Origin of the sequence: Microbacterium jepli (assembly GCF_047237905.1) — a bacterium.
Classification (GTDB): domain Bacteria; phylum Actinomycetota; class Actinomycetes; order Actinomycetales; family Microbacteriaceae; genus Microbacterium.
Genome location: NZ_JBDFLW010000005.1, coordinates 2,351,433 through 2,375,284 on the forward strand (window position 1 = coordinate 2,351,433; position 23,852 = coordinate 2,375,284).

The window sequence follows — 23,852 nt, forward strand, 5'->3', positions numbered from 1 at the left end:
GCACGGGACCGTGGCGGGACCGACGTGCGCCGGGGCCTCAGTCGGCGATCAGCCGCTTGCCCGTCGTGGTCGTGGAGAACCGCTCGTAGCCGAGCTTGTCGTAAAGACCCAGCACGTCCTCGTTGCCGGGTCGCACCATGAGCTGCACCTTGGGGCAGCCCATCTCCAGCAGCAGCTCCTCGACGTGGGCCAGCAGGTCCCGTGCGATGCCCTCGCCGCGGCGCTGCGGCGAGGAGGCGAGGTAGTAGATCCAGCCGCGGTGGCCGTCGTAGCCGGCCATCACCGACCCGACGATGTCGCCGCCGTCCTCGGCGACGAGGAACAGCTCGGGCTGCACGCTCAGCTTGCGCCGGATGTCGAGGTGGGGGTTGTTCCAGGACCGGGTGAGGCCGGTCTCCTGCCACAGGTCGATGACGGACTCGGTGTCGCGGACGGCGAACGCGCGGATGTGTGTCATGACTCCAGTATCCGGTCCCCGGCGCCGGGGCGCCCGCCCTCGATCCAGCGCGCGTCGCGATAACGGCGGAACCACGACACCTGTCGGCGGGCGTATCGACGGGTCAGCGCCTGGGTCTGCGCGATCGCCTCGGCGCGCGTGAGGGCGCCCGACAGCTGCTCCAGGGCCTGCGCGTAGCCGATGGCGCGACGAGCTGTCACGCCCTCCTCCAGCCCGTCCGCGCGCAGGGCCTCCACCTCGTCTAGAAGTCCTGCGGCCCACATCTCCTCCACGCGCGCGTCGAGGCGCGGTATCAGCTCGGCACGCGCGACCTCGAGACCCACGATGCGGGTGCGCGGATGCCACGGCACCGGCTCCTCGGGCAGCGCGGCTCCGTGCGTGCTCTCTCCCAGGGCCAGGATCTCCAGCGCCCGCACGACCCGGCGTCCGTTGCGCGGGTCCACCTTCTCCGCGGTGACCGGATCGAGTGTGCGCAGCCGCGCGAACAGCTCTCCGGGACCGACCTGCTCGAGCTCCGCCTCGAGCTCGGCACGGACGGCGGCGTCGCGCGGCGGGAAGGCGAAGTCGAACAGGACGCTCGAGACGTAGAGGCCGGAGCCGCCCACCAGGATGGCGTCGGCACCGCGGCCGTGGATGGCGGAGATGACGTCGCGCGCCTCCTGCTGGTATCGGGCGACGGCCGCATCCTCGCGCACCGAGAGCACATCCCAGAGATGGTGCGGGATGCCGCGGCGTTCGGCCGGTGGCAGCTTGGCCGTGCCGATGTCCATGCCGCGGTACAGCTGCATGGCGTCGGCGTTGACGATCTCGGCAGGACGCCCCCGCCGGGCGAGCGCCTCCGCCAGCTCGAGCGAGGCACCGGTCTTCCCCGTGCCGGTGGCGCCGACGACGGCCCAGAGGCGACTGCCGGCCTCCTCGGGCGATGCGTCGGGTGCGCTCACCCGCCGACGCGGAGCGTCGGCAGCCCCAGCGAGACGGCGCGCGGAGCTGACGCGTCGCCCGGCGCGGGCACGGCGCACGACTCGGCCTGCGAGCGGTCCCACGCGTCGCCGGCGCGGGTGCGCCGCACGCGCAGCGGCGCTCCGGGAACGGCGTCCGCGAGCAGGTGGAACGGCGCGCCGTGCGTGGCCGCGACGGTCACGACGTCTCCCGGACGGGGCACGGCGGAGCCGTCGGGCACCCCGAAGTGCACGAGCCTGTTGTCCTGGGCGCGTCCGGTCAGACGCCGGGTCGCGGCATCCTTCTTCCCCTCCCCGGTGGAGACCAGCACCTCGAGCTCCCTACCCACCTGGGCCTGGTTCTCCTCGAGGCTGATCCGCTCCTGCAGAGCGATCAGACGGTTGTAGCGCTCCTGCACGATCTCCTTCGGCACCTGCTCGGCCATGGTGGCGGCAGGAGTGCCCTCGCGGACGGAGTACTGGAAGGTGAAGGCCGTCGCGAATCGCGCCTGCTCGACGACGCGCAGCGTGTCCTGGAAGTCCTCCTCGGTCTCTCCGGGGAAGCCGACGATGATGTCCGTCGAGATCGCGGCGTGCGGCATCCGCGCGCGGACGCGGTCGAGGATGCCGAGGAACCGCTCGCTCCGGTAGGACCGGCGCATGGCCTTCAGGATGCGGTCGCTGCCCGACTGGAGCGGCATGTGCAGCTGCGGCATGACGGCGCGCGTCTCGGCCATGGCGTCGATGACGTCATCGGTGAACGCGGCCGGGTGCGGGCTGGTGAAGCGGATGCGCTCCAGTCCCTCGATCTCCCCCGCTGCGCGCAGGAGCTTGCCGAACGCCTGGCGATCGCCGAACTCGACGCCGTAGGAGTTGACGTTCTGCCCGAGCAGCGTGACCTCGATCGCCCCGTCGTCCACGAGCAGGCGGATCTCGTTGAGGATGTCGCCGGGACGGCGGTCCTTCTCCTTGCCCCGGAGGCTCGGCACGATGCAGAACGTGCAGGTGTTGTTGCAGCCGACGGAGATCGACACCCAGCCGCTGTGGACGGCGTCGCGGCGGGTCGGCAGAGTGGACGGGAAGATCTCGAGCGCCTCGAGGATCTCCAGCTCCGCCTCCCCGTTGTGCCGGGCGCGCTCGAGCAGGCTCGGGAGCGACCCCATGTTGTGCGTGCCGAAGACGACGTCGACCCAGGGCGCCTTCTGCTGCACGACGTCCTTGTCCATCTGGGCGAGGCATCCGCCGACGGCGATCTGCATGCCGTCGCGCTTGTCCTTGACGGACTTGAGGTGGCCGAGCGTGCCGTAGAGCTTGCCTGCGGCGTTGTCGCGGACGGCGCACGTGTTGATCACGACGACATCGGCCTCGGCACCGGCCTCGGCGCGCACGTAGCCCGCGCTCTCGAGGGATCCGGAGAGCCGCTCGGAGTCGTGGACGTTCATCTGACAGCCGAAGGTCCTCACCTCGTAGGTGCGGACCCGGCCGTCGTCGGATCGTGCGGCGACCGAAGGCGCGATGAGCGTCGGAGTGCTGAGCGGGGAGGTCATGATGTCGGCCATTCTACGATCCGGCGCCGGACGGGACGCCGCTCGCCGATGCGCCGGGCGGGGCTCCCTGAAGAAGCCCGCGCCCTGCACCTCAGCGGAAGCGGACGTTCGAGCCGCCGACGCCGGTCTCGTCGAGAGCGGTGCGCGCGGCCGTCATGGCCATCGATCCCCCGTAGCCGCGGCGCGCGAGCTGCCCCGTCAGCCGCCGCAGGGCGGTGTCGCGGTCGAGCGACCGCATCGACCCCGCCTTCGACCGCGCGAACTCGAGAGCGCGCTCGGCATCGTCGTCGGGCAGAGCCGACAGCGCCGCGTCGGCGACCTCCCGCGCGACACCGCGCTTGCTCAGCGTCTGCGCGATCGCGGTGCGGCCCTGTCCCTTCCGGTCGGACCCCGCGTGGATGAGCTGCTCTGCCAGCTGAGCGTCGTCGAGGTAGCCCAGCCGCTCCAGGTGCTCGATGATGTCGTCCGCGTCTTCGCGGGCCAGGTCGAACCCGGTCAGCGCGGTACGCGCCTCGCGGATCGACAGCGACCGCGTGCGCAGCTTGCGCAGCAGGGCCTTCTCCGCGAGGTCGCGCGGCGACTCATCCGGCTCTGCGGCACGACCCCGTCGCTCCGGCCGAGAGGGACCCCCGTCAGCGGACTGCGCACCCTCTCGGGAAGCGAAGCCGCGGGAGAACCCGCTGCCGCCCGCGCCGTCGCCCTCCCGCGTCCGACGGCCCGCTGAGGACGCGGGGCCGCCGAACAGCGGGATGACGGGTGCGAGCTCGTCGGCGGACTCGTCGCCGCTGTCGACGAAATGGACCATCAGGCCGGGCGGCGGGCGGCCAGCTCGTCGGCGACCTCAGCTGTGCCCTTGGGCACACCCACGCCGAGCTTGGTCTTGATCTTCGTCTCGATCTCCGCCGCGATGTCGGGGTTCTTGAGCAGGAAGTTGCGCGCGTTCTCCTTGCCCTGGCCGAGCTGCTCGCCCTCGTACGTGTACCAGGCGCCCGACTTCTTCACGATCATGTGCTCGACGCCGAAGTCGATGAGGCTGCCCTCGCGGGAGATGCCCACGCCGTACAGGATGTCGAACTCGGCCTGCTTGAAGGGCGGGGCCATCTTGTTCTTGACCACCTTGACGCGGGTGCGGTTTCCGACCGCCTCCGTGCCGTCCTTCAGCGTCTCGATGCGACGGATGTCGAGTCGGACCGACGCGTAGAACTTGAGCGCCTTGCCACCGGCGGTGGTCTCGGGCGAGCCGAAGAACACGCCGATCTTCTCGCGCAGCTGGTTGATGAAGATCATCGTGGTGTTTGTCTGGTTGAGACCACCGGTCAGCTTGCGCAGCGCCTGCGACATGAGGCGAGCCTGGAGACCGACGTGGGTGTCGCCCATCTCGCCCTCGATCTCGGCCTTCGGCACCAGCGCGGCCACCGAGTCGATGACGACGAGGTCGATCGCGCCGGAGCGCACCAGCATGTCGGCGATCTCGAGCGCCTGCTCACCCGTGTCGGGCTGCGACACCAGGAGCTGGTCGATGTCGACACCGAGCTTCTGGGCGTAGTCGGGGTCGAGCGCGTGCTCGGCGTCGATGAACGCCGCGATGCCGCCGGCGCGCTGGACGTTCGCGATCGCGTGCAGGGTCAGCGTGGTCTTACCCGAGGACTCCGGGCCGTAGATCTCGATGATGCGCCCCCGGGGCAGACCACCCACGCCCAGAGCCACGTCGAGGGCGATGGACCCGGTGGGGATGACCTCCACGGGAGCACGGTCGTCGCTGCCCAGCCGCATGACCGAGCCCTTTCCGAACTGCCGGTCGATCTGGGCGAGGGCCGAGTCGAGGGCCTTCTCGCGGTCGGCGGGTGATGGCATGTCGTGCTCCTTCTGCGGGGGTCGGTCGCCTGTAGGCTGCCGCGCTCCGCTTCGGCTGAAGCGGATGCTGCGGCAAGGCATGTGGTGTCGTTCGACATTCCTCACGCTAGGAGGGGGCTCCGACATCCGGACCTGCACCCCCCGCCATCGTGGATGGACGGGCGCTCGACACCAGCTGTGCAGGAGCCTACGCTCGCGTCGAACACATCTTCGACGACACGCCGCACCGGCGGAGCGGGGATGCGGAGATCAGTGCCCGCGCGGCTCCAGGCGCCCGACGCCGTGCCGGCGCTCGAGCGGAACGTCGACGTCGACGCACAGAGCGAGCCAGATGTCGCGCGGCGGCACCCCGGCGTCGAGGGCCTGCGCGGCGGTGCGACCGCCGACGGCGCTCAGCACGAGGTCGTGGAGGAGTGACGTCGCACGCCCGCCAAACTCGTCGTGGACCGCGCGCAGGAACTCACTGCGGCGCATCAGCAACTCCGCAGAAGCGATACGCGCGCACGACGAATGATGCCGTCATCGGGAGCACGCGGGATTCAGCGCAGCGAGAGCTCGGCGTCGACCGAGGCCACCAGGTCGTCGGGCACCACATCGGGGAAGGTCTGCAGACCTTCGAGCACCGAGATGCGGTCACCGACCTCGCGCATGATCGTGGAGATGGGGACGTCGAGCGCCTCCGCCACCGAGGCGAGGATCTCGCTCGAGGCCTCCTTCTGACCACGCTCGACCTCACTCAGGTAGCCCAGCGCGACGCTTGCGCGGCTGGCGACCTGTCGGAGGGTGCGGCCCTTCTGCTGACGGAAATCGCGGAGAACGTCGCCGATCTCTTGACGTACCAGAATCATGGGGTCCCCTCCTCACTGCTGATTCCTGCTGTCGTCCGGGTGGACCACAGTACAACACCGACAGGTGCCAATCTAACCCCGTGCGCTGGGGGAAGGGTGGGAATCGCCGGATGTAACGCGATGGAAACGCAGGCATTCCCGACCCGTCGGATTCACAGCGCGTGCAGGGCCTCCGTGAGCGCCTGAGATGTCGTCGCGGCCCGTATCGCGGCGCGGTCGCCGTCGAAGTGGAACGTCTGGATCGTCTCGCCGCCCGGCGTGCGCACGGCGATGCACACCGTCCCCACGTCCTTCCCGTCCTGCGGATCCGGGCCGGCGACGCCGGTCGTGGCGATGCCCACGTCGGCGCGCAGCAGCGCGGCGACGCCCGCCGCCATCTGCCGGGCCACCTCCGGGTGGACGGCACCCTCCGCGGCGAGGAGACCGGCATCCACCCCGAGCACGTCGCGCTTGACGTCGGTGGCGTACGCCACCACTCCCCCGCGGACCGCGGCGGAGGCACCCGGCACGTCCACGAGCGCGGCGACGACCTGTCCCCCGGTGAGCGACTCGGCGACGGCGACAGTCCATCCGCGCTCGTGCAGGATGTCGAGGAGCGCCGACGCGTCGCTCACGCGCGCTTCCGGCGGGCCGCCCGCACCTCGGTGATGACGTAGTCGATGCCGCTGGCGATCGTGAGGATGACCGCGATCGCCATGGTGACGCCGTTCACCCACCAGATCCACTCGCCCACGACCGTCCACAGCGGGAACAGCGCGAGCGACAGGGCGACGGCCTGGGCGACGGTCTTGAGCTTGCCCATCCAGGCAGCGGCGAGCACGTGGTCGCTGACGACCACGAAGCGGTACACGGTGATGCCGACCTCGCGGATGAGGACCACGATGGTGATCCACCACGGCAGCTCGCCGAGGATCGACAGCCCCACGAACGCGAGACCCGTCAGCACCTTGTCGGCGATCGGGTCCAGCAGCTTGCCGAGGTCGGAGACGATGTCGTACCTGCGGGCGATCCACCCGTCGATGCCGTCCGTCGCGATCGCCACGACGAACAGCGCGGCGGCCCACCAGCGCAGCGCGCCGTCGGCACCGGCATCCGCGATCAGCATCCACAGGAAGACCGGTGCGCAGAGGATGCGCACGATGGTGATCGCGTTGGGGAGCTGGCGGGGGACGGCCATCAGTCGCGTCCCGTCAGGCCCCAGGCGTCTTCGTCGTCATCCGCCTCGACAACCGGGTAGCCGTCGAACTGGGCGTCGACCGGGTCGGGCGGCCGGGGCGGCACGCCGGAGGGCCCTGCGGATGCCGCGCCTCCCACGCTCGGGGCGTCCTCCCCGCGCAGCCGCGCCATCACACCCGGCAGCTGCTCCGCCGTCACCATGACGTCGCGCGCCTTGGATCCCTCGGAGGGTCCGACGATCTCGCGCGACTCCAGCAGGTCCATCAGGCGGCCCGCCTTCGCGAAGCCGACGCGCAGCTTGCGCTGCAGCATCGACGTCGAGCCGAACTGCGTGGAGACGACCAGCTCCGCGGCGGCGAGGAGCAGCTCGAGGTCGTCTCCGATGTCGGCGTCGACCTCCTTCTTCTGCACCTCGGCGGCGACGTCGTCGCGGTAGTCCGGCCGCGCCTGCGCGGTGACGTGCTTGACGACCTTCTCGATCTCGGACTCGCTCACCCAGGCGCCCTGGACGCGCAGCGACTTCGACGTGCCCATCGGGAGGAAGAGCGCGTCGCCCTGGCCGATCAGGCGGTCGGCGCCCGGCTGGTCGAGGATGACGCGGCTGTCGGTGACGCTCGTGACCGCGAAGGCCAGCCGCGAGGGCACGTTGGCTTTGATGAGGCCCGTGACCACGTCGACGGACGGCCGCTGCGTGGCCAGCACCAGGTGGATGCCGCTCGCGCGGGCCAGCTGCGTGATGCGCACGATCGAGTCCTCGACGTCGCGGGGCGCGACCATCATCAGGTCGGCGAGCTCGTCTACGACGACCAGCAGGTACGGGTAGGGCTTCAGCACCCGCTCGCTGCCGACCGGCACGTCGACCTCGCCGGCGACGACCGCCCGGTTGAAGTCGTCGATGTGACGGAAGCCGAACGACGCGAGGTCGTCGTAGCGCATGTCCATCTCCTTCACGACCCACTGGAGCGCCTCGGCGGCCTTCTTGGGGTTCGTGATGATGGGCGTGATGAGGTGCGGCACCCCGGCGTAGGAGGTGAGCTCGACGCGCTTCGGGTCGATGAGCACCATGCGCACGTCGGACGGCTTCGCGCGCATGAGCAGGCTGGTGATCATGGAGTTCACGAAGCTCGACTTGCCCGAGCCCGTGGATCCGGCCACAAGGAGGTGGGGCATCTTGGCGAGGTTCGCGACGACGTAGCCGCCGCCGACGTCCTTGCCGACGCCGATGGTCATGGGATGGGTGGACTTCGCCGCCGCCTCGGAGCGCAGCACGTCGCCGAGCGTCACGATCTCGCGATCGCTGTTGGGGATCTCGACGCCGATCGCGCTCTTGCCGGGGATCGGCGCGAGGATGCGGACCTCATTGGATGCCACGGCGTAGGCGATGTTGTTGGTGAGGGCGGTGATGCGCTCGACCTTGACGCCCGGCCCGACCTCGATCTCGTACTGCGTGACGGTCGGGCCGCGCGAGAAGCCGGTGACGCGCGCGTCGACCGAGAACTGGTCGAGCACGCTCGTGATGGCGCGGACGACCTCGTCGTTGGCCGCGGAGCGCGACTTGTGCGGCGTTCCGGCGGCCAGGGCGGTGACAGCCGGCAGGCGGTAGTTGACCGCCGAGGGGACGCCCTCGGCGTCGGTGCCGATGCCCGACAGTCCAGGCAGCACCTCGCCGGTGTCGGGGCTGTCGTCGCGGAGGGAGGTGTCGGGCGCCGTCGCGCGGCCGGAGGCGCCGAGCGGCGCGATGATCTCGGTGAGCGCGTCGGCGGGGACGGGCGGCGGCGGGGGCGGGGTCGCGATGGCGGCCTTCTCGAAGCCTCCTTCGCTCGTGCCCGGCGTCAGCAGCTCGGTGAGGTCCTGCGAGCCGATGCCGTCGTCGGGGTCCTGCTCGCGACCGGTCTTGTTGCGACGCCACCAGGGCAGGGCGGGATCGGTGGCCGCAGCATCCTTCTCGCCCTCGTCGAAGGCGACGCCCTCGGGACGCGGCGCCGGGCGCTCGGCGTCGAACATCCACGCGTACAGGTCGCCGAGGCGCCGGCCGATGCGGTTCGGCGGGGTCTTGGTGAGGATGAGGATGCTGAGGACCGTGAGCAGGCCGAGGACGATGCACGCGCCGACGCCCGTGAGTCCGAGGACCAGCGGCTCGCCGATCATCCAGCCGAAGAGACCGCCGGCCTCGCTGAGCGCGGGCAGGCCGTCCTTCGGGGCCGGGCGTCCGCCCAGCACGTGGCAGAAGCCCGCGATGAGGATGACGAAAAGGAGGAAGCCGATCCCGATCCGGCCGTTGTCGGTGACCGAGGGCGGGTGGCGGAACAGCCAGCCGGCGAGCAGCAGCAGCAGAACGGGCATGAAGAACGCCAGCCGACCGACGAGGCCGCCGACGGAGTAGGCGCTGACGGCGGCGGAGACCTCAGTGCCGACGAGGAACCACTCCACGATGGCGCCGATGACGGCGAGTAGCACGATGAGGAAGGGCAGGCCGTCGCGGCGCTGGTCCTTCTCTAGCGTCTCAGGGCCGAAGGCGCGGAACAGCCCGCCCACGGCGTGGGCGAGCCCCAGCCAGCCGCGCACCGCGACGGGCGGCCGGTCGACGTCGTCGACGTAGCGCTTGGGGGCGGGTTCGGGCTTGCGCGCGCGCGACGACGTGCCCTTCGCGGACGCGCGACCACTCGTGGTCGGACTGGGACTCCTGGCCATGCCCCCACGCTACGTGCCTCCACCCCCAACGGCGTGGATCGACGCGGCCCCCGAGGGCGGAGCGGATGCTGCGGCTCAGCGCAGCCGCTTGACCATCGTGTCGCGGCCGAAGCCCGCCTGGGTGACGGCGAACCCCTCGCTCCGGTACAGCGTCGCGGCGAAGTTGCCGCGCTCGACGCTCAGGCTCAGACGTGCGAAGCCCTCCGCGCGGGCGTGGTCCGCGAGCTGCTGGAGGAGCGCCCGCCCGACGCCGTGCGCACGCCAGATGGGGCGCACGCCAATGATGAGCTCGGGCACGCCCGTGCCGACGTATGCGAACCCCGGATCGGTGCGCGGGAACATCCGGTACCAGGCCGCGCCGATCGGGGTCTCCTGCGCGTCGACGGCCACGTACCCCGCGTCGCCGGGGCGCATCCATCCGCCGATGAAGCGGCTGTAGACCGGCGACGCGATGATCTCGTGACGCGGCCGGGGGTCGCCGGCGCGCCAGTTGGCCGCCTCCACGGCCATGTCGGCGAGGAAGGCGCCGTCGGAGGCGACGGCCGGGCGCACGGTGAACGAGACCGGCACGTCGACTACTCCTCGAACCCCGGATCCGGCATCGTGTCCTCCGGTCAGGCCTCGATGACGAGCGGCACGATCATCGGACGGCGACGCAGCGACTGGTTGACCCAGCGGCCGATCGTGCGGCGCACGACCTGCGACAGCGCGTGCGTGTCGCGCACGCCGGAGTTCGCCGCCTCGGCGAGGGCCGCGGCGATCTTGGGCTTGACGTTGTTGAATACCGCGTCGTCCTCCGCGAAGCCGCGGGCGTGGATCTCGGGACCGGTGATGATCTTGCCGGTGGCCGAGTCGACCACGACGATGACGGAGATGAACCCCTCCTCGCCGAGCGTCCTGCGGTCCTTGAGGTCGGCGTCGGTGATCTCGCCGACGGTGGAGCCGTCGACGTAGACGAAGCCGATGTCCAGCTGACCGGTGACGGTGGCCACGCCGCCGGCGAGGTCGATGACCGTGCCGTTCTCACCGAGGATGGTGCGCTCGGCGGGCACGCCGCTGTCCTGGGCGAGTCGGGCGTTGGCCATCAGGTGACGGAACTCGCCGTGGATCGGCAGCACGTTGCGCGGGGTGAGGATGTTGTAGCAGTAGAGCAGTTCCCCCGCCGCGGCGTGGCCGGACACGTGGACCTTGGCGTTGCCCTTGTGCACGACGTTCGCGCCCAGCTTCGTCAGGCCGTCGATGACGCGGTACACCGCATTCTCGTTGCCCGGGATGAGGCTGGAGGCGAGGATCACGGTGTCGCCGGGGCCAGGCTGGATCTCGTGGTCGAGGTTGGCCATGCGGCTGAGGACGGCCATCGGCTCGCCCTGCGAGCCCGTGGACATGTAGACGATCTTGTCGTCGGGCAGGTCGCGGGCCTTCTTGTAGTCGATGAGGACGCCCTGCGGCACGTTGAGGTAGCCGAGGTCTTCGGCGATGCCCATGTTGCGCACCATGCTGCGGCCGAGGAGCGCGACCCTGCGGCCATGGGCGGCTGCAGCATCCAACACCTGCTGCACACGGTGCACGTGGCTCGAGAAGCTCGCGATGATCACCCGCCGCGGGGCGCGGCCGATGACCTGGTCGAGCACCGGTCCGATCTCGCGCTCGAGGGGGGTGAAGCCCGGGACGTCGGCGTTGGTCGAATCCACGAGGAAGAGGTCGACGCCCTCCTCGCCGAGCCGGGCGAAGGAGCGGAGGTCGGTGAGGCGGCCGTCGAGGGGCAGCTGGTCCATCTTGAAGTCGCCGGTGGCCAGCACGAGACCCGCGGGCGTGCGGATCGCGACGGCGAGCGCATCGGGGATGGAGTGGTTGACCGCGATGAACTCGAGGTCGAAGGGCCCGAGCTTCTCATGGTCGCCCTCCTTCACCGTCAGCGTGTACGGCTTGATGCGGTGCTCCTTGAGCTTCGCCTCCACCAGCGCCAGGGTCAGACCGGAGCCGATGAGGGGGATGTCGCCCTTGAGCTTGAGGAGGTAGGGCACCGCGCCGATGTGGTCCTCGTGGCCGTGCGTGAGCACGACGCCGACGATGTCGTTGAGCCGCTTCTTGATGGGCTCGAAGTCGGGGAGGATCAGGTCCACCCCGGGCTGGTGCTCCTCGGGGAAGAGCACGCCGCAGTCGACGACGAGGAGCTTGCCCTCGTACTCGAAGACGGTCATGTTCCGGCCGACCTCGCCGAGGCCGCCGAGCGGGATGACGCGCAGCGTCCCCGGGGCGAGTGCGGGCGGGTCGTAGACGTCAGTGGGCATGAAGTGCCTCCTCGCGATGCCGGGTCGCGGCATCCGTTCGTTCAGAGTCGGTTCGTCACCGGGTGGTGCCCGAGACCTTGGGCAGTGCGCCGCCGGCGGCGGCGTTGCGGTCGGGGCGGAAGTTGGAGAAGTCGGCGCCGGTCACGTCGGTGACGAGGGCGAGCTCGTCCTCGATCTTGGCGGCCTCCCACTCCTCCGGCCCGACCAGGGGAAGTCGCACGCGCGGGCTGCCGATGCGGCCGAGGCCGTGCAGCACGTACTTGGCGGCCACCGTCCCCGGGACGTGCGTCATGATCGCGCGGACGAGCGGCTCGAGACGGCGGTGCGCCGCGGTGGCGGTGGCGAGGTCGCCCGCGTTCACCGCGTCGACGATGGTGCGGTACGGGGCGGCGGCGATGTTGGCGGTCACCCCGATGAGCCCGGACGCGCCGATCGAGAGGTGCGGCAGCACGTTGGCGTCGTCGCCCGAGAAGTAGAGCAGGTCGGTCTGGTTGAGCACCCGGCTGACCTCGCTGAAGTCGCCCTTCGCGTCCTTGATGGCCAGGATGTTCGGATGCTTCGCCAGGCGCAGGATCGTCTCGTACCTGATTGGCACGCCGGTGCGTCCGGGGATGTCGTAGAGGATGACGGGCAGGTCGGTCGCGTCGGCGACGAGCCGGAAGTGCGTGAGGATGCCCGCCTGCGTCGGCTTGTTGTAGTACGGCGTCACGATCATGATGCCGTCGGCGCCGGCCTTCTCGCTCGCCTTGTAGAGCTCGATGGCGTGCGCGGTCTCGTTCGAGCCGCCGCCGGTGATGATCTTGGCGCGACCCGCGGCGACGTCCTTGCCGACCTCGACGAGCCGGATCTTCTCCGGGTCGGTGAGGGTGCTGGTCTCGCCGGTGGTGCCGGTGACGACGATGCCGTCGGCTCCGGCCGTGACGACGTCGTCGATGTGCTTCTCGGTGGCCGGCCAGTCGACCTCGCCGTCGGCGGTCATCGGAGTGACCAGCGCGACGAGCACCTGCCCGAAGGGGTTGCCCGAGTGCGTCATGACTCCAGGCTATCGGTTCGCCCGCGCGCGCCGCTTCGGGGTGCGCGGCGGGTGCAGCGGTGGGTCATGCCCGCTCGATGTCCCACTTTCTGCAGACGGCGTCGGCGTGTTGTGCAGAAAGTGGGACACCAACGGTCAGGGACCGCGACATCTCGGCCCGCTGACGGCGGGGCGGGCCGGATCAGCGACCGCGCATGCCCATTCGCGCGGCGAGGCGGTCGGGGAGGAGCGGCACGAGGCGGGTCAGCGCCTTCCAGCGGATGGACGGCACCGAGACCGAGCGGCCGCGCGCGGCATCCCGCAACGCCTCGGCGACCACGTCGGGGGCGTTCAGCCACATCCAGGAGGCGATGCCCTCCTCGCCGGGCGGGAGTCCGAGGCGCTCGTGGAACTCCGTGTGCACGTACCCCGGGCAGACGGCGGTGACGGTCACCCCGCGCGGGGCGTAGACCGCGTTCGCCCAGCGGCTGAAGCTCACCATCCAGGCCTTCACCGCGCCGTAGGTCGAGCGCGGGATGAACGCCGCGACGGAGGCGACGTTGATGATGCGGCCGCTCCCCCGCGCCAGCATCGGGCCGAGGGCGGCGTGCATCAGCCGCATCGTCGCCTCGTCGTGCACCCTCAGGTGGCGCACCTCGTCGTCGATGTCGTTGCTCTCGAAGGCGAGGGGCAGGCCGTACCCGGCGTTGTTGACGAGCACGTCGATCGGGCGTTCGGTGCTCGCGAGACGCGCGACGGCCGCGCCGATCTGCTCGGGGTCCGACAGATCGGCGACGATGATGTCGCAGTGCACGCCGTAGCGCTCCCCCGCCTCGGCGGCGACGCGCTCGAGAGCCGAGCGCGTGCGGGCGACCAGCACCAGGTCCGCCCCGCGGGCGGCGAGCTGTCGGGCGAACTCGGCGCCGAGTCCGGAGCTCGCGCCGGTGATGAGGGCGACGGGCATCAGCGCTCCAGTCTGAGGAAGCGATAGCGGATGCCGCGGCGCGACGTGTGCCACCCATCGGCCGGGTCGGCGACGACGACCCGCCAGCCGTCGCGCGGCGGGGCGAAGGTGTCGCCCTCGACCTCGAGATCGAGCTCGGTGACCTCCAGCAGGTCGGCGCTGCCGATGGCCTCGCGGAACAGGCCCGCACCGCCGATCACCCACATCCGCTCGGGATCGCCGACGGCCTCCAGCGCCTCGTGGAGCGAGCCGGCGCGCTGCGCGCCCTCGGACGCCCACTGCGCCGACCGTGTGACCACGATGTTCGCCCGTCCCGGCAGCGGCCGGAACCCCTCGGGCAGGGACTCCCACGTGCGTCGGCCCATGACGACCGGATGCTGCGCCGTGACGTCCTTGAAGTGGGCGAGGTCCTCGGGCACGTACCAGGGCATGCCGCCGTCGGCGCCGATGACGCCGCCGGCCGCTTCGGCCCAGACCAGGCCGATGCGCGTCATACCGCAACCGCTCCACGGATGGCGGGGTGGTGCTGGTAGTCCTCGATGACGAAGTCCTCGTAGCGATAGTCGAAGATCGACTCCGGCGTGCGGGTGATGCGCAGGGTCGGCAGCGGGTACGGCTCGCGGGTGAGCTGCTCGCGCACCTGCTCGAGGTGGTTGTCGTAGATGTGGCAGTCCCCGCCCGTCCACACGAAATCGCCCGGCTCGAGGCCGGTCTGCTGCGCGATCATCATCGTCAGCAGCGCGTAGGAGGCGATGTTGAAGGGGACGCCCAGGAACAGGTCGGCGCTGCGCTGGTACAGCTGGCACGACAGCCTGCCGTCGGCGACGTAGAACTGGAACAGCGCGTGGCACGGCGCGAGGGCCATGTCGGGGATGTCTGCGGGGTTCCACGCCGACACGATGAGGCGACGCGAGTCCGGATCGGCGCGGATGCGATCGATCACCTGGGAGATCTGGTCGATGCCCTCGCCGTCGCGGTCGGGCCACGACCGCCACTGCACGCCGTAGACCGGGCCGAGCTCGCCCTGGGCGTCGGCCCATTCGTCCCAGATCGTGACGCCGTTCTCCTGCAGCCACCGCACGTTCGACTCCCCGCGCAGGAACCAGAGCAGCTCGTACGCGATCGACTTGAAGTGCACGCGCTTCGTGGTGATGAGGGGGAAGCCCTCCGACAGGTCGAAGCGGATCTGACGCCCGAACGAGCTGGTCGTGCCCGTCCCGGTGCGGTCGTCCTTGTGCGTGCCGTTCTCGAGCACATCGCGCAGCAGATTCTCGTACGGGGTGGGGGTCGTCACGCCGTCCACGATACCGGCGCCCGCGACCGGCACGCCGGTGCGCCGGGCCGCCGCGGGTCATGCTCCGTCACACGGGACCGTCTCCGGATCCATTCAGCGGAAAGCAGATAGCCTTGTCGGCTGTGACCCTGATCAACGCGCTCGTGGTGCTGGCCGTGCTGCTGGTCGTGACCGTGGCGATCGGCGCCTACCTGCAGTGGCGTCAGCGCACTCCGCAGCGTCACCTGCCCCACGAGGTCGTCGACGCGCAGCGTCTGGGTGCCGACGGGCTCGGCGAGACCGCCACGCTCCTGCAGTTCAGCACGGAGATCTGCGCGCGGTGCCCGGGCGTGCACCGCCAGCTGGCGGCCGTCGCGGCCGCGCACGACGGCGTCCGTCACCTCGACGTCGACCTCACGCACCGCCCCGACCTCGCGCGGCACTTCCACGTGATGCAGACGCCCACCACCCTGATCCTCGATCGCCACGGCGTCATCCGCACCCGCTTCGGCGGCGTGCCCAACCCCGACGTCATCGAGCTCGAGCTCGCCGGCCTCGACGGGAGCAGGAGCGATGTCTGAGCGGCCGGCGGGCATCGATCCGCGCGGACCGCGGTTCGCGGCATCCATCACCGCCGTCCTCCTCGCGATCACCGTGCTCGTCTCGCTGACGGGCATGTCGACGTCGCGCACGTTCGGGTGGTTCGCCTACCAGCCGCTGGCATCGGAGATGTTCCTCCCCGACACTTGGGCGGTCCGCGCCGCCTCGCTGGGCGAGCGCGCGCTCGATCCCGGCTTCCTGCTGCTCCTCGTTGTCGCCCTCCTCTTCGCCTGGTCGGTCGTGGCGCCGCGGACGGCGCCGTGGGGCGTGCTGTTCCGCCGGCTGATCCGCCCGCGGCTGCGCCCGCCGACCGATCTCGAAGACCCGCGTCCACCGCGGTTCGCGCAGGGCGTCGGCCTCTTCGTGAGCGCGGCCGGACTGGTGCTGCACCTCGCCGGCGTGCCGTGGGCGCTGCCGATCGCCGCGGCGATGGCGTTCGTCGCGGCCTTCCTCAATGCGGTGTTCGGGGTGTGCCTCGGCTGCATGCTGTACCTCGCCCTCCAGCGCACCGGCCTCGTCGGCCGCCGGCGCTCCGCAGCCTGACCCGATCGGCGGTCCGCAGCGCGAGCCGATCGGCGGGTCACTGAGGCGGTGTCAAGCCGTCGCACGCGCGAAGACGCCTGATTAGGCTGGCCGCGATGCGCCCGATCCGCGCGGCGCACCCATCGTCAGGAGGCTGCCATGACCGTCACCAGTGAAGCGACCACCCACTGGAAGGGCTCGCTGATGGACGGCTCAGGGACCGTGTCCCTCGACTCGTCCGGCGTCGGCACGTTCGACGTCAACTGGAAGGCCCGCAGCGAGGGGTCGACGTCGGTCACCACCCCCGAGGAGCTCATCGCCGCCGCCCACGCGGCCTGCTTCAGCATGGCCTTCTCGCACGCCCTCGCCGAGAACGGCACTCCCCCGGAGTCGGTGGACACGACCGCCTCGGTCACCTTCAAGCCGGGCACGGGCATCACCGGCAGCCACCTCAACGTCAACGCCGTCGTCCCGGGGCTCTCGCAGGAGGACTTCGACCGCATCGCGGCGGACGCCAAGGCGAACTGCCCGGTGTCGCAGGCGCTGTCGGGCATCGAGATCACGCTCGAGGCCACGCTTGCCTGAGTCCGGTCGCGTCGTCCTGGCCGGCGCGTCCGGTCTGATCGGCGAGGCCCTGATCGAGAGCCTCCGCGCCGACGGCATCGGCGTGACGACGCTCGTGCGTCGCCCGCCGCGCACCGCCGACGAGCACGAATGGCTCACCGACGACCGCCCGCTCGATCCGTCCGTGCTCGCCGGCGCCCGTGCGGTGATCGGCTTGAACGGTGCGAGCATCGGGCGCTTCCCCTGGACGCGCAGCTACAAGAGCACCCTCGTGTGGTCGCGCATCACGCCGACCCGCGCTCTCGCGCGCGCCGTGCGCGAGCTGAAGACGGATGCTCCGCCCCTCGTGTCCGCGTCCGCCGTCGGCTACTACGGCTCCGTGCCGGGCGTGCGGCTGACGGAGACGTCGCCCCGGGGCGACACGTTCCTGGCCGACCTGTGCGGCGAGTGGGAGGCTGCGGCCGCCGCAGCAGGACCGCATGCCCGGGTGTCGATGCTGCGGACCGCCCCGGTGGTGCACCGCCGGGGCGTCCTCAAGCCGTTGATCCTGCTCACGCGCCTGGGTGTCTCGGGGCCGATCGGCCGGGGTACGCAGGTGTGGCCGTGGATCTCGCTCGAGGACGAGGTGCGCGCGATCCGCCATGTGGTGGATGCGCAGCTGGACGGCCCGGTCAACCTCACCGGTCCCACGCGCGCGACGGCCAACGACCTCGGCTTCGCCCTCGCGACGCAGATGAACCGGCCGTTCCTGCTGCGCGCACCGGAGTGGGCGCTGAAGCTGGGTCTGGGGAAGGATGCCACGGAGGCTCTCCTGACCACCGACGCCGACGTCGCACCCGACGTGCTGCAGGGGTCGGGGTTCGAGTTCCGGCACCCGACGGTCGAGTCCGCCGTCGCCGCCGCGCTGGCCGACCCGGCCTGAGCGGCGCGGCCCCCTCGGCGGCCGCGCCGGCTCCGGTCAGCGCTCCCGGCGGGACGCGCCTTCGAGCGAGATCGACCGCCGCGCGGCGGCCCGCGCACGTCGACGATCGCCGGCGGCGTCGTAGGCGAGCGCGAGCCGGAACCAGGCCTGCCACGACTCCGGGGACGCCTCGACCTCGGCCTGGTACACCGGGAAGACGGCGTCGCCGTCCTCGCGCCGGACGCGTCCGCTCGGCCGGACGGCCACATCGTCGGTCGGGAGTCCGCCCTCCGCCTCGAGGCGGCGCGCCACCTGCTCCGCGCGCACGCCGAACCAGAGCTCCCGTCCGATCGCCCACGTCGCGATCGCCGGCAGCACGACGAGCGCTACTCCCATCGCCACCGCGATGGGCTCCCGCGCCGTCAGCAGCAGCCACGCCCGCTGGCCGACCAGCCCGATGTACAGCGCCAGGACGACCGCCATGACGGCGACGCCGATGCGTGCGCTCATGCGCCGGTGACGCGGGCCACCTGGCCGGGCACGTCGCCCTCGTCCGTCGGCGCACTCTTCGCAGCCGCCGGCCGCGGTGCGCGGATGCCGATGTCGAGGAAGCTGTCGAGGCCCACCACCACGCCGCGCACGTCGACGGCCGCGGCCAGCGCGATGCGGATGCCCGGAGCGTAGGCGGCGGCCGGGTCCACCGTGTCGTGCACGATCGAGAGCGCCTCCCCCGCACCGGAGAGGATGGTCTCCTGCCGCGCGACCACGCCGGGGCGGCGGAGCGAGTGGATCGGCACGCTCGCCACCTGCTGACCCCGGGCGCGCTGGTCGACGTGCGGCGACTCGACGGGTCCGACCGAGGAGCGCGCCGCGGCGATGAGCTCGGCGGTGCGCACGGCGGTGCCGCTGGGCGAGTCGATCTTCGTCTCACGGTGTGCTTCGACGATCTCCACCGAGGGGAAGAACGGCGCCGCGGCGGCCGCCAGCGCGGAGCCCAGCACCGAGCCCAGCGAGAAGTTCGGGACGAACAGAGCACCGCTGCCCGCAGCATCCACCAGCGGCCTGATCAGTGCGATGCGCTCGGCGGACCACCCGGAGGTTCCCACGAGCACGGGGATGCCGCGCTGCACGGCCGCGCGGACGACGTCGATGGAGACGGACGGGACGCTGGCATCGACGACCAGGTCGGCGCCGTCGATCTCGTCGAGGTCGGACCGCGACGACAGCACGGCCGCCACCTCGAAGCCGTCCTCCTGCTCGACGACGTCGCGGATGATGCCGCCGAGCCTGCCGGTGCCGCCCACCAGGGCCACGCGTGTCGTCATGCCGCCCAGCCTACGGGCCCGTGCGGGCGCACCGCCGCGTCAGACCGGAAGGTTCTCCGGAAGGCCCGTGCGCAGCTCGACCGGCAGGTGGGCGAGGTCGTTGTGGGTCACGAGCGTCCAGGGGCGACCCTGCTTCTGGCTGATCACCGTCAGTCCGCAGTGGGCCTGGTTGAGCGTCATCCAGCGCCAGTCGGGAGCCTGCAGCACCTCGCGGACGAACCACGCGATGACGAAGTTGTGGGTGATGAGCAGCTCGTGGACGTCGCCGGGCTTGCGCACGAGGAACTCGCTGACCGCGTCGGCCATCTGCGCCCCGCCGGCGTCGATCTCGGCCTCGGTGACGCTGCCGAAGAACGGCTCGAACGTGGACGGCGTCTCGGGGGTCATGCCCGTCGGGACGCAGTCGAACAGCAGCGCGGAGGGCTGCGGCGAGACGGACGGCAGTCGGTCGGCGACGGCTCGCGCGGTCTCGCTCGCCCGCTCCAGCGGCGAATGCCACACGGCGTCCAGCGGCACCCCCGACAGGCGGTCGGCGAGCAGGGAGGCCTGGCGTCGACCGCGCGGGGAGAGCGGTCCGTCGACGAGTCCGTGCTCGGCGTTCTGGTGCTCGCCGTGTCGCACCAGGTAGATGAAGTGCGTCACAGCTGCTCACTTCGTCGGGGACGTTTGTGGGTGACTTCCACCCTACGACACCCTCCTCGCGACCCCTCCGACCCTTGCGCGCCGGGCGCGCCGCCTGCCAGGGGCAGGCATCTCGCAGCGCGCCACCTCGCAGCCGCGGGCGATCACGCGGGTCGCCGGATCGTGCGCGCCTACTCGGAGGCGCGGGCGATGTCGCTGAGCTGGGAGCGGCTGAGTCGCACGCCGACCCCCTGCACGAGCTCCTCGACCTGCTGCGGGGCGAAGGCGTTCACGATCGGCGCCGTCACCAGTCGCTGGGCGAGCAGCCACGCCACGGCGACAGCCGCATCGGGCACGCCGAGCTCGGTGCCGATGGCGTCGAGGGCTCGCAGCGTGCGGCCGCCGCGGCGGTTCAGGTTGGCCGCCAGCTGCGCGCCGCGCGCCGACAGGGTGCTGCGTGTGCGGGTGCGGTGGCGACCGGACAGGAAGCCGTGCTCGAGGGCGTGCGAGGCGGTGACGGCCATGCTCTGCGCCCCCGCGACGAGGCGGAGGTCGGAGTCGAAGTCCTGCCGGCGGAGGATGTTGAAGGGCACGTCGAGCACCGAGATGCGCGGGAAGCCGGCGGACGCCAGGATGCGCGCCTCGACGAGCTGCGCGGCGGTGTAGCCGGTGGCGGCCAGAGATCGCACCTTGCCGGTCTCCACCAGCCACTCCGCGGTGGCGAGCGTGTCTTCGAGCGGCGTGGCCGAGTCGGTGCGCGCATCGAGGAACAGCACGTCGATGCGATCGGTGCGCAGGCGGGTCAGGGATGCCTCGACCGCGCGCACCAGGTTGACCGAGCCGAGTCCGGGGTTGTCGGGGTGACCGCCGACCCGGACGCCGAGGACCATGTCGTCGCGTACGCCGCGGGAGTGCAGCCACCGGCCGAGGATGTGCTCGCTGCGCCCGGCGGAGAAGCTGTCGGAGGTGTGGAGGGCGTTGCCGCCGAGGCCGACGTAGGTGTCGAGGATTCCCTGGCTCGCGTCGACGTCGACGTTCCAGCCGAATTCAGCTGCGCCGAGCATCAGCGGGAAGATGCGGAAGCCGGTCTCGCCCAGCGCGGTGCGGACGCCCTCGCCGAGGGGCCGACCCTGCACGGGGATAGGCGCAGACGGATGCGGAGCGCCTCCGCTCGGGTCACCGGCGACGGCGGACGCGGCGATGGGACCGGTCGGCGCGACCGTCGCTCGAACGTCGGAGTCCGTCATCCATCACCTCCTCGACAGGCGTCGCGTCGGAGAGGTGACGTCCAGGCGTCCGTGCCCCCCGACACGTACTGACAGGTTAGGGCCCCGCCGTCTCCGCGCCGTTCACCCCGGCGGACGAATGGTGAATATTCGATAACGCTTGCATCACGAGTTGCCCGACCGCGGCGTCACGGGCCGGAGACGACGGATGCCCGCCCCTCGGAAGGGACGGGCATCCGCGGTGCGGGTGGAGGATCAGCCTTCGGCGGGGGCCTCCGGGCCCGCGCTGGCCGCGGCGCGACCATCCTGGTCGGCGGCCTCTTCGACCACCGGCTCGAGCGACAGCTTGCCGCGGTCGTCGATCTTGGTGATCTTCACCAGGATCTTCTGACCGACGCCGAGCACGTCTTCGACGTTCTCGACGCGCTTGCCGCCGGCGAGCTTGCGCACCTCGCTGATGTGCAGGAGGCCGTCCTTGCCCGGCAGCAGCGAGACGAATGCGCCGAAGGCGGCGATCTTCACGACGGTGCCGAGGAACTGCTCCCCCACCTCCGGGTTGGTCGGGTTGGCGATCGCGTTCACCTGGGCGCGGGCGGCCTCGGCCGACGGGCCGTCGACGGCGCCGATGTAGACGGTGCCGTTCTCCTCGATGGAGATGTCGGCGCCGGTCTCGTCCTGGATCGCGTTGATCGTCTTGCCCTTGGGCCCGATGAGCTCGCCGATCTTGTCGACCGGGATCTGCACGCTGATGACGCGGGGCGCGGTCGGCGCCATCTCGTCGGGCGCGTCGATCGCGGCGTTCAGGACGTTGAGGATCGTGAGGCGTGCCTCACGGGCCTGGGTGAGCGCGGCGGCCAGGACCGACGACGGGATGCCGTCGAGCTTGGTGTCGAGCTGGATGGCCGTGACGAACTCGCTCGTGCCGGCGACCTTGAAGTCCATGTCGCCGAGCGCGTCCTCCGCGCCGAGGATGTCGGTCAGCGCCGCGTAGCGGGTCTGGCCGTCGACCTGGTCGGTGACGAGGCCCATGGCGATACCGGCGACGGGGGCCCGGAGGGGCACACCGGCGTTCAGCAGCGACAGGGTCGAGGCGCAGACGGAGCCCATCGACGTCGAGCCGTTGGAGCCGAGTGCCTCGGACACCTGACGGATCGCGTAGGGGAACTCCTCGCGGCTGGGCAGCACGGGCACGAGCGCGCGCTCGGCCAGGAAGCCGTGCCCGATCTCGCGGCGCTTGGGGCTTCCCACACGGCCGGTCTCACCGGTGGAGTACGGCGGGAAGTTGTAGTGGTGCATGTAGCGCTTGCGCGTCACCGGCGAGAGGGAGTCGATCTGCTGCTCCATCTTGAGCATGTTCAGCGTGGTGACACCCAGGATCTGGGTCTCGCCGCGCTGGAAGATCGCCGACCCGTGCACGCGAGGGATGACCTGCACCTCGGCGTCCAGCGGACGGATGTCGGCGAGCCCGCGGCCGTCCATGCGCACACCCTCGGAGAGGATGCGTCCGCGGACGATCAGCTTGGTGACCGACTTGTACGCGGCCGAGAACTCCAGCGTCGCGACGCCGGGCAGTTCGCCCGCCTCGACGGCGGCCAGGAGCTCCGCCTTGACGGCGTCCTTCAGCTGGTCGTCGGCGTCCTGACGCTGCTGCTTGTCGGCGATCTGGTAGATCGGGACGAGCTTGTCGTAGGCGCGACCGGCGACGAAGTCGTAGGTCTGCTGGCTGTAGGGCAGGAAGACCGGGAAGTCCTTGACGGGCTTCGAGGCCGTCGTGGCGACGGAGTTCTGCGCGTCGACGAGCTGCTTGATGAAGGGCTTCGAGGCCTCGAGCCCTTCTGCCACGACCTGCTCGTTGGGCTTGACGGCGCCCGACTTGATCAGGTTCCAGCTTCCCTCGGTGGCCTCGGCCTCGACCATCATGATCGCGACCTCTCCGTCGTCGAGCACGCGGCCGGCGACGATCAGGTCGAAGACGGCGTCCTCGAGCTGCGACACGGTCGGGAACGCGATCCACTGGTCGGCGTGCTCGCCGTGACCGGGGATGAGCGCGAGGCGCACACCGGCGATCGGGCCGGAGAACGGCAGACCGGAGATCTGCGTCGACAGGGACGCCGCGTTGATGGCCAGCGCGTCGTAGAACTCGCCGGGCGCGATCGACAGCACGGTGACGACGATCTGCACCTCGTTGCGGAGGCCCTCGACGAACGACGGGCGCAGCGGGCGGTCGATGAGGCGGCACACGAGGATCGCCTCGGTGGACGGGCGTCCCTCGCGGCGGAAGAACGAGCCGGGGATCTTGCCGGCGGCGTAGGAGCGCTCCTCGACGTCGACGGTCAGCGGGAAGAAGTCGAAGCCTTCGCGCGGGTGCTTCCCTGCGCTGGTGGCCGACAGGAGCATCGTCTCCTCGTCGAGGTAGGCGGCGACTGCTCCCTGGGACTGCTGGGCGAGCCGGCCGGTCTCGAACCGGACGGTGCGGGTGCCGAAGCGTCCGTTGTCGAGGACGGCTTCGGCGGCGGTGATTTCAGGACCTTCCAAGAGGTCTCTCCTTCTTTTTTTAGACTCGCGTGCCCGAATGGCGCACGAGTGCTTCGAAGGAGCAGGAACAGGCAGTTATCGGCGCGCGGCATGACCGCGTTCGCTGGCACTGGCCACCGGTCGAAATCCACCATGCTGCGCGAGAATGGGAGACCACCACTGGGGACCAGCTTCCTGCCGGCCTGCTCCGTGAGTTGCTCGATGTGTAATTGAGCGGGTGCCACGAGGGCAACCCTCCCGAGCCTACCAGTCCCGTCTCCCGCACGGATGTCTAGGCTGGGCGCATGAGTACCGATGACAAGGCGGACGCCGCCGCCTCCTCCGCTGACATGAAGCGCAAGTTCAGAGAGGCGCTCGACAAGAAGAACGCCACGCACCGCGAGGGCCAGGCGCACCTGGACGGGGATTCCTCCGTCCACGGAACGCACGGGGCCGTGACCAAGCGCGAGTTCCGCCGCAAGAGCGGCTGAGCGCCGCCCGGCGAGACATGACGATGGCCCGGACCGC

The 23,852-nt window shown here is 71.0% G+C and carries 26 protein-coding genes; 5 read left to right on the forward strand and 21 right to left on the reverse strand.

Annotated elements, in window-relative coordinates:
- Positions 1-37: 37 nt before the first annotated feature.
- The 16 genes from ABC304_RS15400 to ABC304_RS15475 form a co-directional block, all read right to left on the reverse strand.
- Entirely contained in the window at positions 38-457 is a 420-nt protein-coding gene (locus ABC304_RS15400) for a GNAT family acetyltransferase (RefSeq protein ID WP_412931988.1), read from the reverse strand.
- Positions 454-1,398, reverse strand: a complete 945-nt coding sequence (miaA, locus tag ABC304_RS15405; protein WP_412931991.1) for a tRNA (adenosine(37)-N6)-dimethylallyltransferase MiaA — start codon at positions 1,396-1,398, stop codon at positions 454-456. The genes ABC304_RS15400 and miaA overlap by 4 nt, the downstream gene beginning before the upstream one ends.
- The gene (miaB, locus tag ABC304_RS15410) at positions 1,395-2,942 is read right to left on the reverse strand and encodes a tRNA (N6-isopentenyl adenosine(37)-C2)-methylthiotransferase MiaB (protein WP_412931993.1); all 1,548 of its coding nucleotides are present in this window, start codon (positions 2,940-2,942) and stop codon (positions 1,395-1,397) included. Before miaB ends, miaA begins: the two co-directional genes overlap by 4 nt.
- A gap of 91 nt (positions 2,943-3,033) precedes the next feature.
- Positions 3,034-3,747 carry a regulatory protein RecX gene (locus tag ABC304_RS15415; RefSeq protein ID WP_412931995.1) on the reverse strand — a complete coding sequence of 238 codons (714 nt, stop codon included), beginning with the start codon at positions 3,745-3,747 and terminating at the stop codon, positions 3,034-3,036.
- Positions 3,747-4,796 (reverse strand): recombinase RecA, encoded by a 1,050-nt coding sequence (gene recA, locus ABC304_RS15420; protein ID WP_412931997.1) that lies wholly within the window; start codon positions 4,794-4,796, stop codon positions 3,747-3,749. The genes ABC304_RS15415 and recA overlap by 1 nt, the downstream gene beginning before the upstream one ends.
- A gap of 249 nt (positions 4,797-5,045) precedes the next feature.
- Entirely contained in the window at positions 5,046-5,270 is a 225-nt protein-coding gene (locus ABC304_RS15425; protein WP_412931999.1) for a DUF3046 domain-containing protein, read from the reverse strand.
- A 65-nt stretch (positions 5,271-5,335) separates the two neighbouring features.
- A complete protein-coding gene (locus ABC304_RS15430) occupies positions 5,336-5,644 on the reverse strand; it encodes a helix-turn-helix domain-containing protein (protein WP_127095159.1) in 309 nt (102 codons plus the stop codon).
- Between the two features lie 152 nt (positions 5,645-5,796).
- Positions 5,797-6,258: a CinA family protein gene (locus ABC304_RS15435; RefSeq protein ID WP_412932001.1), complete on the reverse strand. Its 462-nt coding sequence runs from the start codon at positions 6,256-6,258 to the stop codon at positions 5,797-5,799.
- On the reverse strand, positions 6,255-6,821 hold the full coding sequence (pgsA, locus tag ABC304_RS15440; protein WP_412932004.1) for a CDP-diacylglycerol--glycerol-3-phosphate 3-phosphatidyltransferase: 567 nt from the start codon (positions 6,819-6,821) through the stop codon (positions 6,255-6,257). The genes ABC304_RS15435 and pgsA overlap by 4 nt, the downstream gene beginning before the upstream one ends.
- A complete protein-coding gene (locus ABC304_RS15445) occupies positions 6,821-9,511 on the reverse strand; it encodes an FtsK/SpoIIIE family DNA translocase (RefSeq protein WP_412932007.1) in 2,691 nt (896 codons plus the stop codon). Before ABC304_RS15445 ends, pgsA begins: the two co-directional genes overlap by 1 nt.
- A gap of 75 nt (positions 9,512-9,586) precedes the next feature.
- Positions 9,587-10,081, reverse strand: coding sequence for a GNAT family N-acetyltransferase (locus tag ABC304_RS15450; protein WP_412932011.1), 495 nt, complete (start codon positions 10,079-10,081; stop codon positions 9,587-9,589).
- Positions 10,082-10,125: 44 nt separating this feature from the next.
- Positions 10,126-11,802, reverse strand: coding sequence for a ribonuclease J (locus ABC304_RS15455; protein WP_412932013.1), 1,677 nt, complete (start codon positions 11,800-11,802; stop codon positions 10,126-10,128).
- 55 nt (positions 11,803-11,857) lie between these two features.
- Positions 11,858-12,835 carry a 4-hydroxy-tetrahydrodipicolinate synthase gene (gene dapA / locus ABC304_RS15460; protein ID WP_412932015.1) on the reverse strand — a complete coding sequence of 326 codons (978 nt, stop codon included), beginning with the start codon at positions 12,833-12,835 and terminating at the stop codon, positions 11,858-11,860.
- A gap of 181 nt (positions 12,836-13,016) precedes the next feature.
- Positions 13,017-13,778: an SDR family NAD(P)-dependent oxidoreductase gene (locus tag ABC304_RS15465; protein ID WP_412932017.1), complete on the reverse strand. Its 762-nt coding sequence runs from the start codon at positions 13,776-13,778 to the stop codon at positions 13,017-13,019.
- Entirely contained in the window at positions 13,778-14,272 is a 495-nt protein-coding gene (locus tag ABC304_RS15470; RefSeq protein WP_412932019.1) for a dihydrofolate reductase, read from the reverse strand. Before ABC304_RS15470 ends, ABC304_RS15465 begins: the two co-directional genes overlap by 1 nt.
- On the reverse strand, positions 14,269-15,072 hold the full coding sequence (locus ABC304_RS15475) for a thymidylate synthase (protein ID WP_412932022.1): 804 nt from the start codon (positions 15,070-15,072) through the stop codon (positions 14,269-14,271). Before ABC304_RS15475 ends, ABC304_RS15470 begins: the two co-directional genes overlap by 4 nt.
- A gap of 122 nt (positions 15,073-15,194) precedes the next feature.
- On the opposite strand from ABC304_RS15475, the gene ABC304_RS15480 reads away from it, so the two are divergent.
- The 4 genes from ABC304_RS15480 (at position 15,195) to ABC304_RS15495 (ending at position 17,659) form a co-directional block, all read left to right on the forward strand.
- Positions 15,195-15,632 (forward strand): TlpA family protein disulfide reductase, encoded by a 438-nt coding sequence (locus tag ABC304_RS15480; protein ID WP_412932024.1) that lies wholly within the window; start codon positions 15,195-15,197, stop codon positions 15,630-15,632.
- On the forward strand, positions 15,625-16,194 hold the full coding sequence (locus tag ABC304_RS15485; protein WP_412932027.1) for a DUF4395 domain-containing protein: 570 nt from the start codon (positions 15,625-15,627) through the stop codon (positions 16,192-16,194). Before ABC304_RS15480 ends, ABC304_RS15485 begins: the two co-directional genes overlap by 8 nt.
- A gap of 138 nt (positions 16,195-16,332) precedes the next feature.
- Positions 16,333-16,758: an OsmC family protein gene (locus tag ABC304_RS15490; protein ID WP_412932030.1), complete on the forward strand. Its 426-nt coding sequence runs from the start codon at positions 16,333-16,335 to the stop codon at positions 16,756-16,758.
- A complete protein-coding gene (locus ABC304_RS15495) occupies positions 16,751-17,659 on the forward strand; it encodes a TIGR01777 family oxidoreductase (RefSeq protein ID WP_412932033.1) in 909 nt (302 codons plus the stop codon). Before ABC304_RS15490 ends, ABC304_RS15495 begins: the two co-directional genes overlap by 8 nt.
- 36 nt (positions 17,660-17,695) lie before the next feature.
- Here the strand turns inward: ABC304_RS15495 and ABC304_RS15500 are convergent, their stop codons facing one another.
- The 5 genes from ABC304_RS15500 to ABC304_RS15520 form a co-directional block, all read right to left on the reverse strand.
- Positions 17,696-18,148, reverse strand: coding sequence for a hypothetical protein (locus ABC304_RS15500; RefSeq protein ID WP_412932036.1), 453 nt, complete (start codon positions 18,146-18,148; stop codon positions 17,696-17,698).
- A complete protein-coding gene (locus ABC304_RS15505) occupies positions 18,145-18,963 on the reverse strand; it encodes a 4-hydroxy-tetrahydrodipicolinate reductase (protein ID WP_412932038.1) in 819 nt (272 codons plus the stop codon). The genes ABC304_RS15500 and ABC304_RS15505 overlap by 4 nt, the downstream gene beginning before the upstream one ends.
- Before the next feature lie 39 nt (positions 18,964-19,002).
- Positions 19,003-19,605 (reverse strand): histidine phosphatase family protein, encoded by a 603-nt coding sequence (locus ABC304_RS15510; protein WP_127095144.1) that lies wholly within the window; start codon positions 19,603-19,605, stop codon positions 19,003-19,005.
- Positions 19,606-19,775: 170 nt separating this feature from the next.
- Positions 19,776-20,831 (reverse strand): aldo/keto reductase, encoded by a 1,056-nt coding sequence (locus ABC304_RS15515; RefSeq protein ID WP_412932041.1) that lies wholly within the window; start codon positions 20,829-20,831, stop codon positions 19,776-19,778.
- 234 nt (positions 20,832-21,065) lie between these two features.
- On the reverse strand, positions 21,066-23,345 hold the full coding sequence (locus ABC304_RS15520; RefSeq protein ID WP_412932043.1) for a polyribonucleotide nucleotidyltransferase: 2,280 nt from the start codon (positions 23,343-23,345) through the stop codon (positions 21,066-21,068).
- Positions 23,346-23,629: 284 nt separating this feature from the next.
- Between ABC304_RS15520 and ABC304_RS15525 the strand changes: the two genes are divergently transcribed.
- On the forward strand, positions 23,630-23,815 hold the full coding sequence (locus tag ABC304_RS15525) for a DUF5302 domain-containing protein (RefSeq protein WP_412932046.1): 186 nt from the start codon (positions 23,630-23,632) through the stop codon (positions 23,813-23,815).
- The last annotated feature ends 37 nt before the right edge of the window (positions 23,816-23,852 follow it).

Coding starts and splice junctions, on each gene's coding strand:
- ABC304_RS15400 (WP_412931988.1), bottom strand. CDS start 457: ATGACACACATCCGCGCGTTCGCCGTCCGCGACACCGAGTCCGTCATC.
- miaB (WP_412931993.1), bottom strand. CDS start 2,942: ATGACCTCCCCGCTCAGCACTCCGACGCTCATCGCGCCTTCGGTCGCC.
- ABC304_RS15415 (WP_412931995.1), bottom strand. CDS start 3,747: ATGGTCCATTTCGTCGACAGCGGCGACGAGTCCGCCGACGAGCTCGCA.
- recA (WP_412931997.1), bottom strand. CDS start 4,796: ATGCCATCACCCGCCGACCGCGAGAAGGCCCTCGACTCGGCCCTCGCC.
- ABC304_RS15425 (WP_412931999.1), bottom strand. CDS start 5,270: ATGCGCCGCAGTGAGTTCCTGCGCGCGGTCCACGACGAGTTTGGCGGG.
- ABC304_RS15430 (WP_127095159.1), bottom strand. CDS start 5,644: ATGATTCTGGTACGTCAAGAGATCGGCGACGTTCTCCGCGATTTCCGT.
- pgsA (WP_412932004.1), bottom strand. CDS start 6,821: ATGGCCGTCCCCCGCCAGCTCCCCAACGCGATCACCATCGTGCGCATC.
- ABC304_RS15445 (WP_412932007.1), bottom strand. CDS start 9,511: ATGGCCAGGAGTCCCAGTCCGACCACGAGTGGTCGCGCGTCCGCGAAG.
- ABC304_RS15455 (WP_412932013.1), bottom strand. CDS start 11,802: ATGCCCACTGACGTCTACGACCCGCCCGCACTCGCCCCGGGGACGCTG.
- dapA (WP_412932015.1), bottom strand. CDS start 12,835: ATGACGCACTCGGGCAACCCCTTCGGGCAGGTGCTCGTCGCGCTGGTC.
- ABC304_RS15465 (WP_412932017.1), bottom strand. CDS start 13,778: ATGCCCGTCGCCCTCATCACCGGCGCGAGCTCCGGACTCGGCGCCGAG.
- ABC304_RS15470 (WP_412932019.1), bottom strand. CDS start 14,272: ATGACGCGCATCGGCCTGGTCTGGGCCGAAGCGGCCGGCGGCGTCATC.
- ABC304_RS15485 (WP_412932027.1), top strand. CDS start 15,625: ATGTCTGAGCGGCCGGCGGGCATCGATCCGCGCGGACCGCGGTTCGCG.
- ABC304_RS15490 (WP_412932030.1), top strand. CDS start 16,333: ATGACCGTCACCAGTGAAGCGACCACCCACTGGAAGGGCTCGCTGATG.
- ABC304_RS15500 (WP_412932036.1), bottom strand. CDS start 18,148: ATGAGCGCACGCATCGGCGTCGCCGTCATGGCGGTCGTCCTGGCGCTG.
- ABC304_RS15505 (WP_412932038.1), bottom strand. CDS start 18,963: ATGACGACACGCGTGGCCCTGGTGGGCGGCACCGGCAGGCTCGGCGGC.
- ABC304_RS15515 (WP_412932041.1), bottom strand. CDS start 20,831: ATGACGGACTCCGACGTTCGAGCGACGGTCGCGCCGACCGGTCCCATC.
- ABC304_RS15525 (WP_412932046.1), top strand. CDS start 23,630: ATGAGTACCGATGACAAGGCGGACGCCGCCGCCTCCTCCGCTGACATG.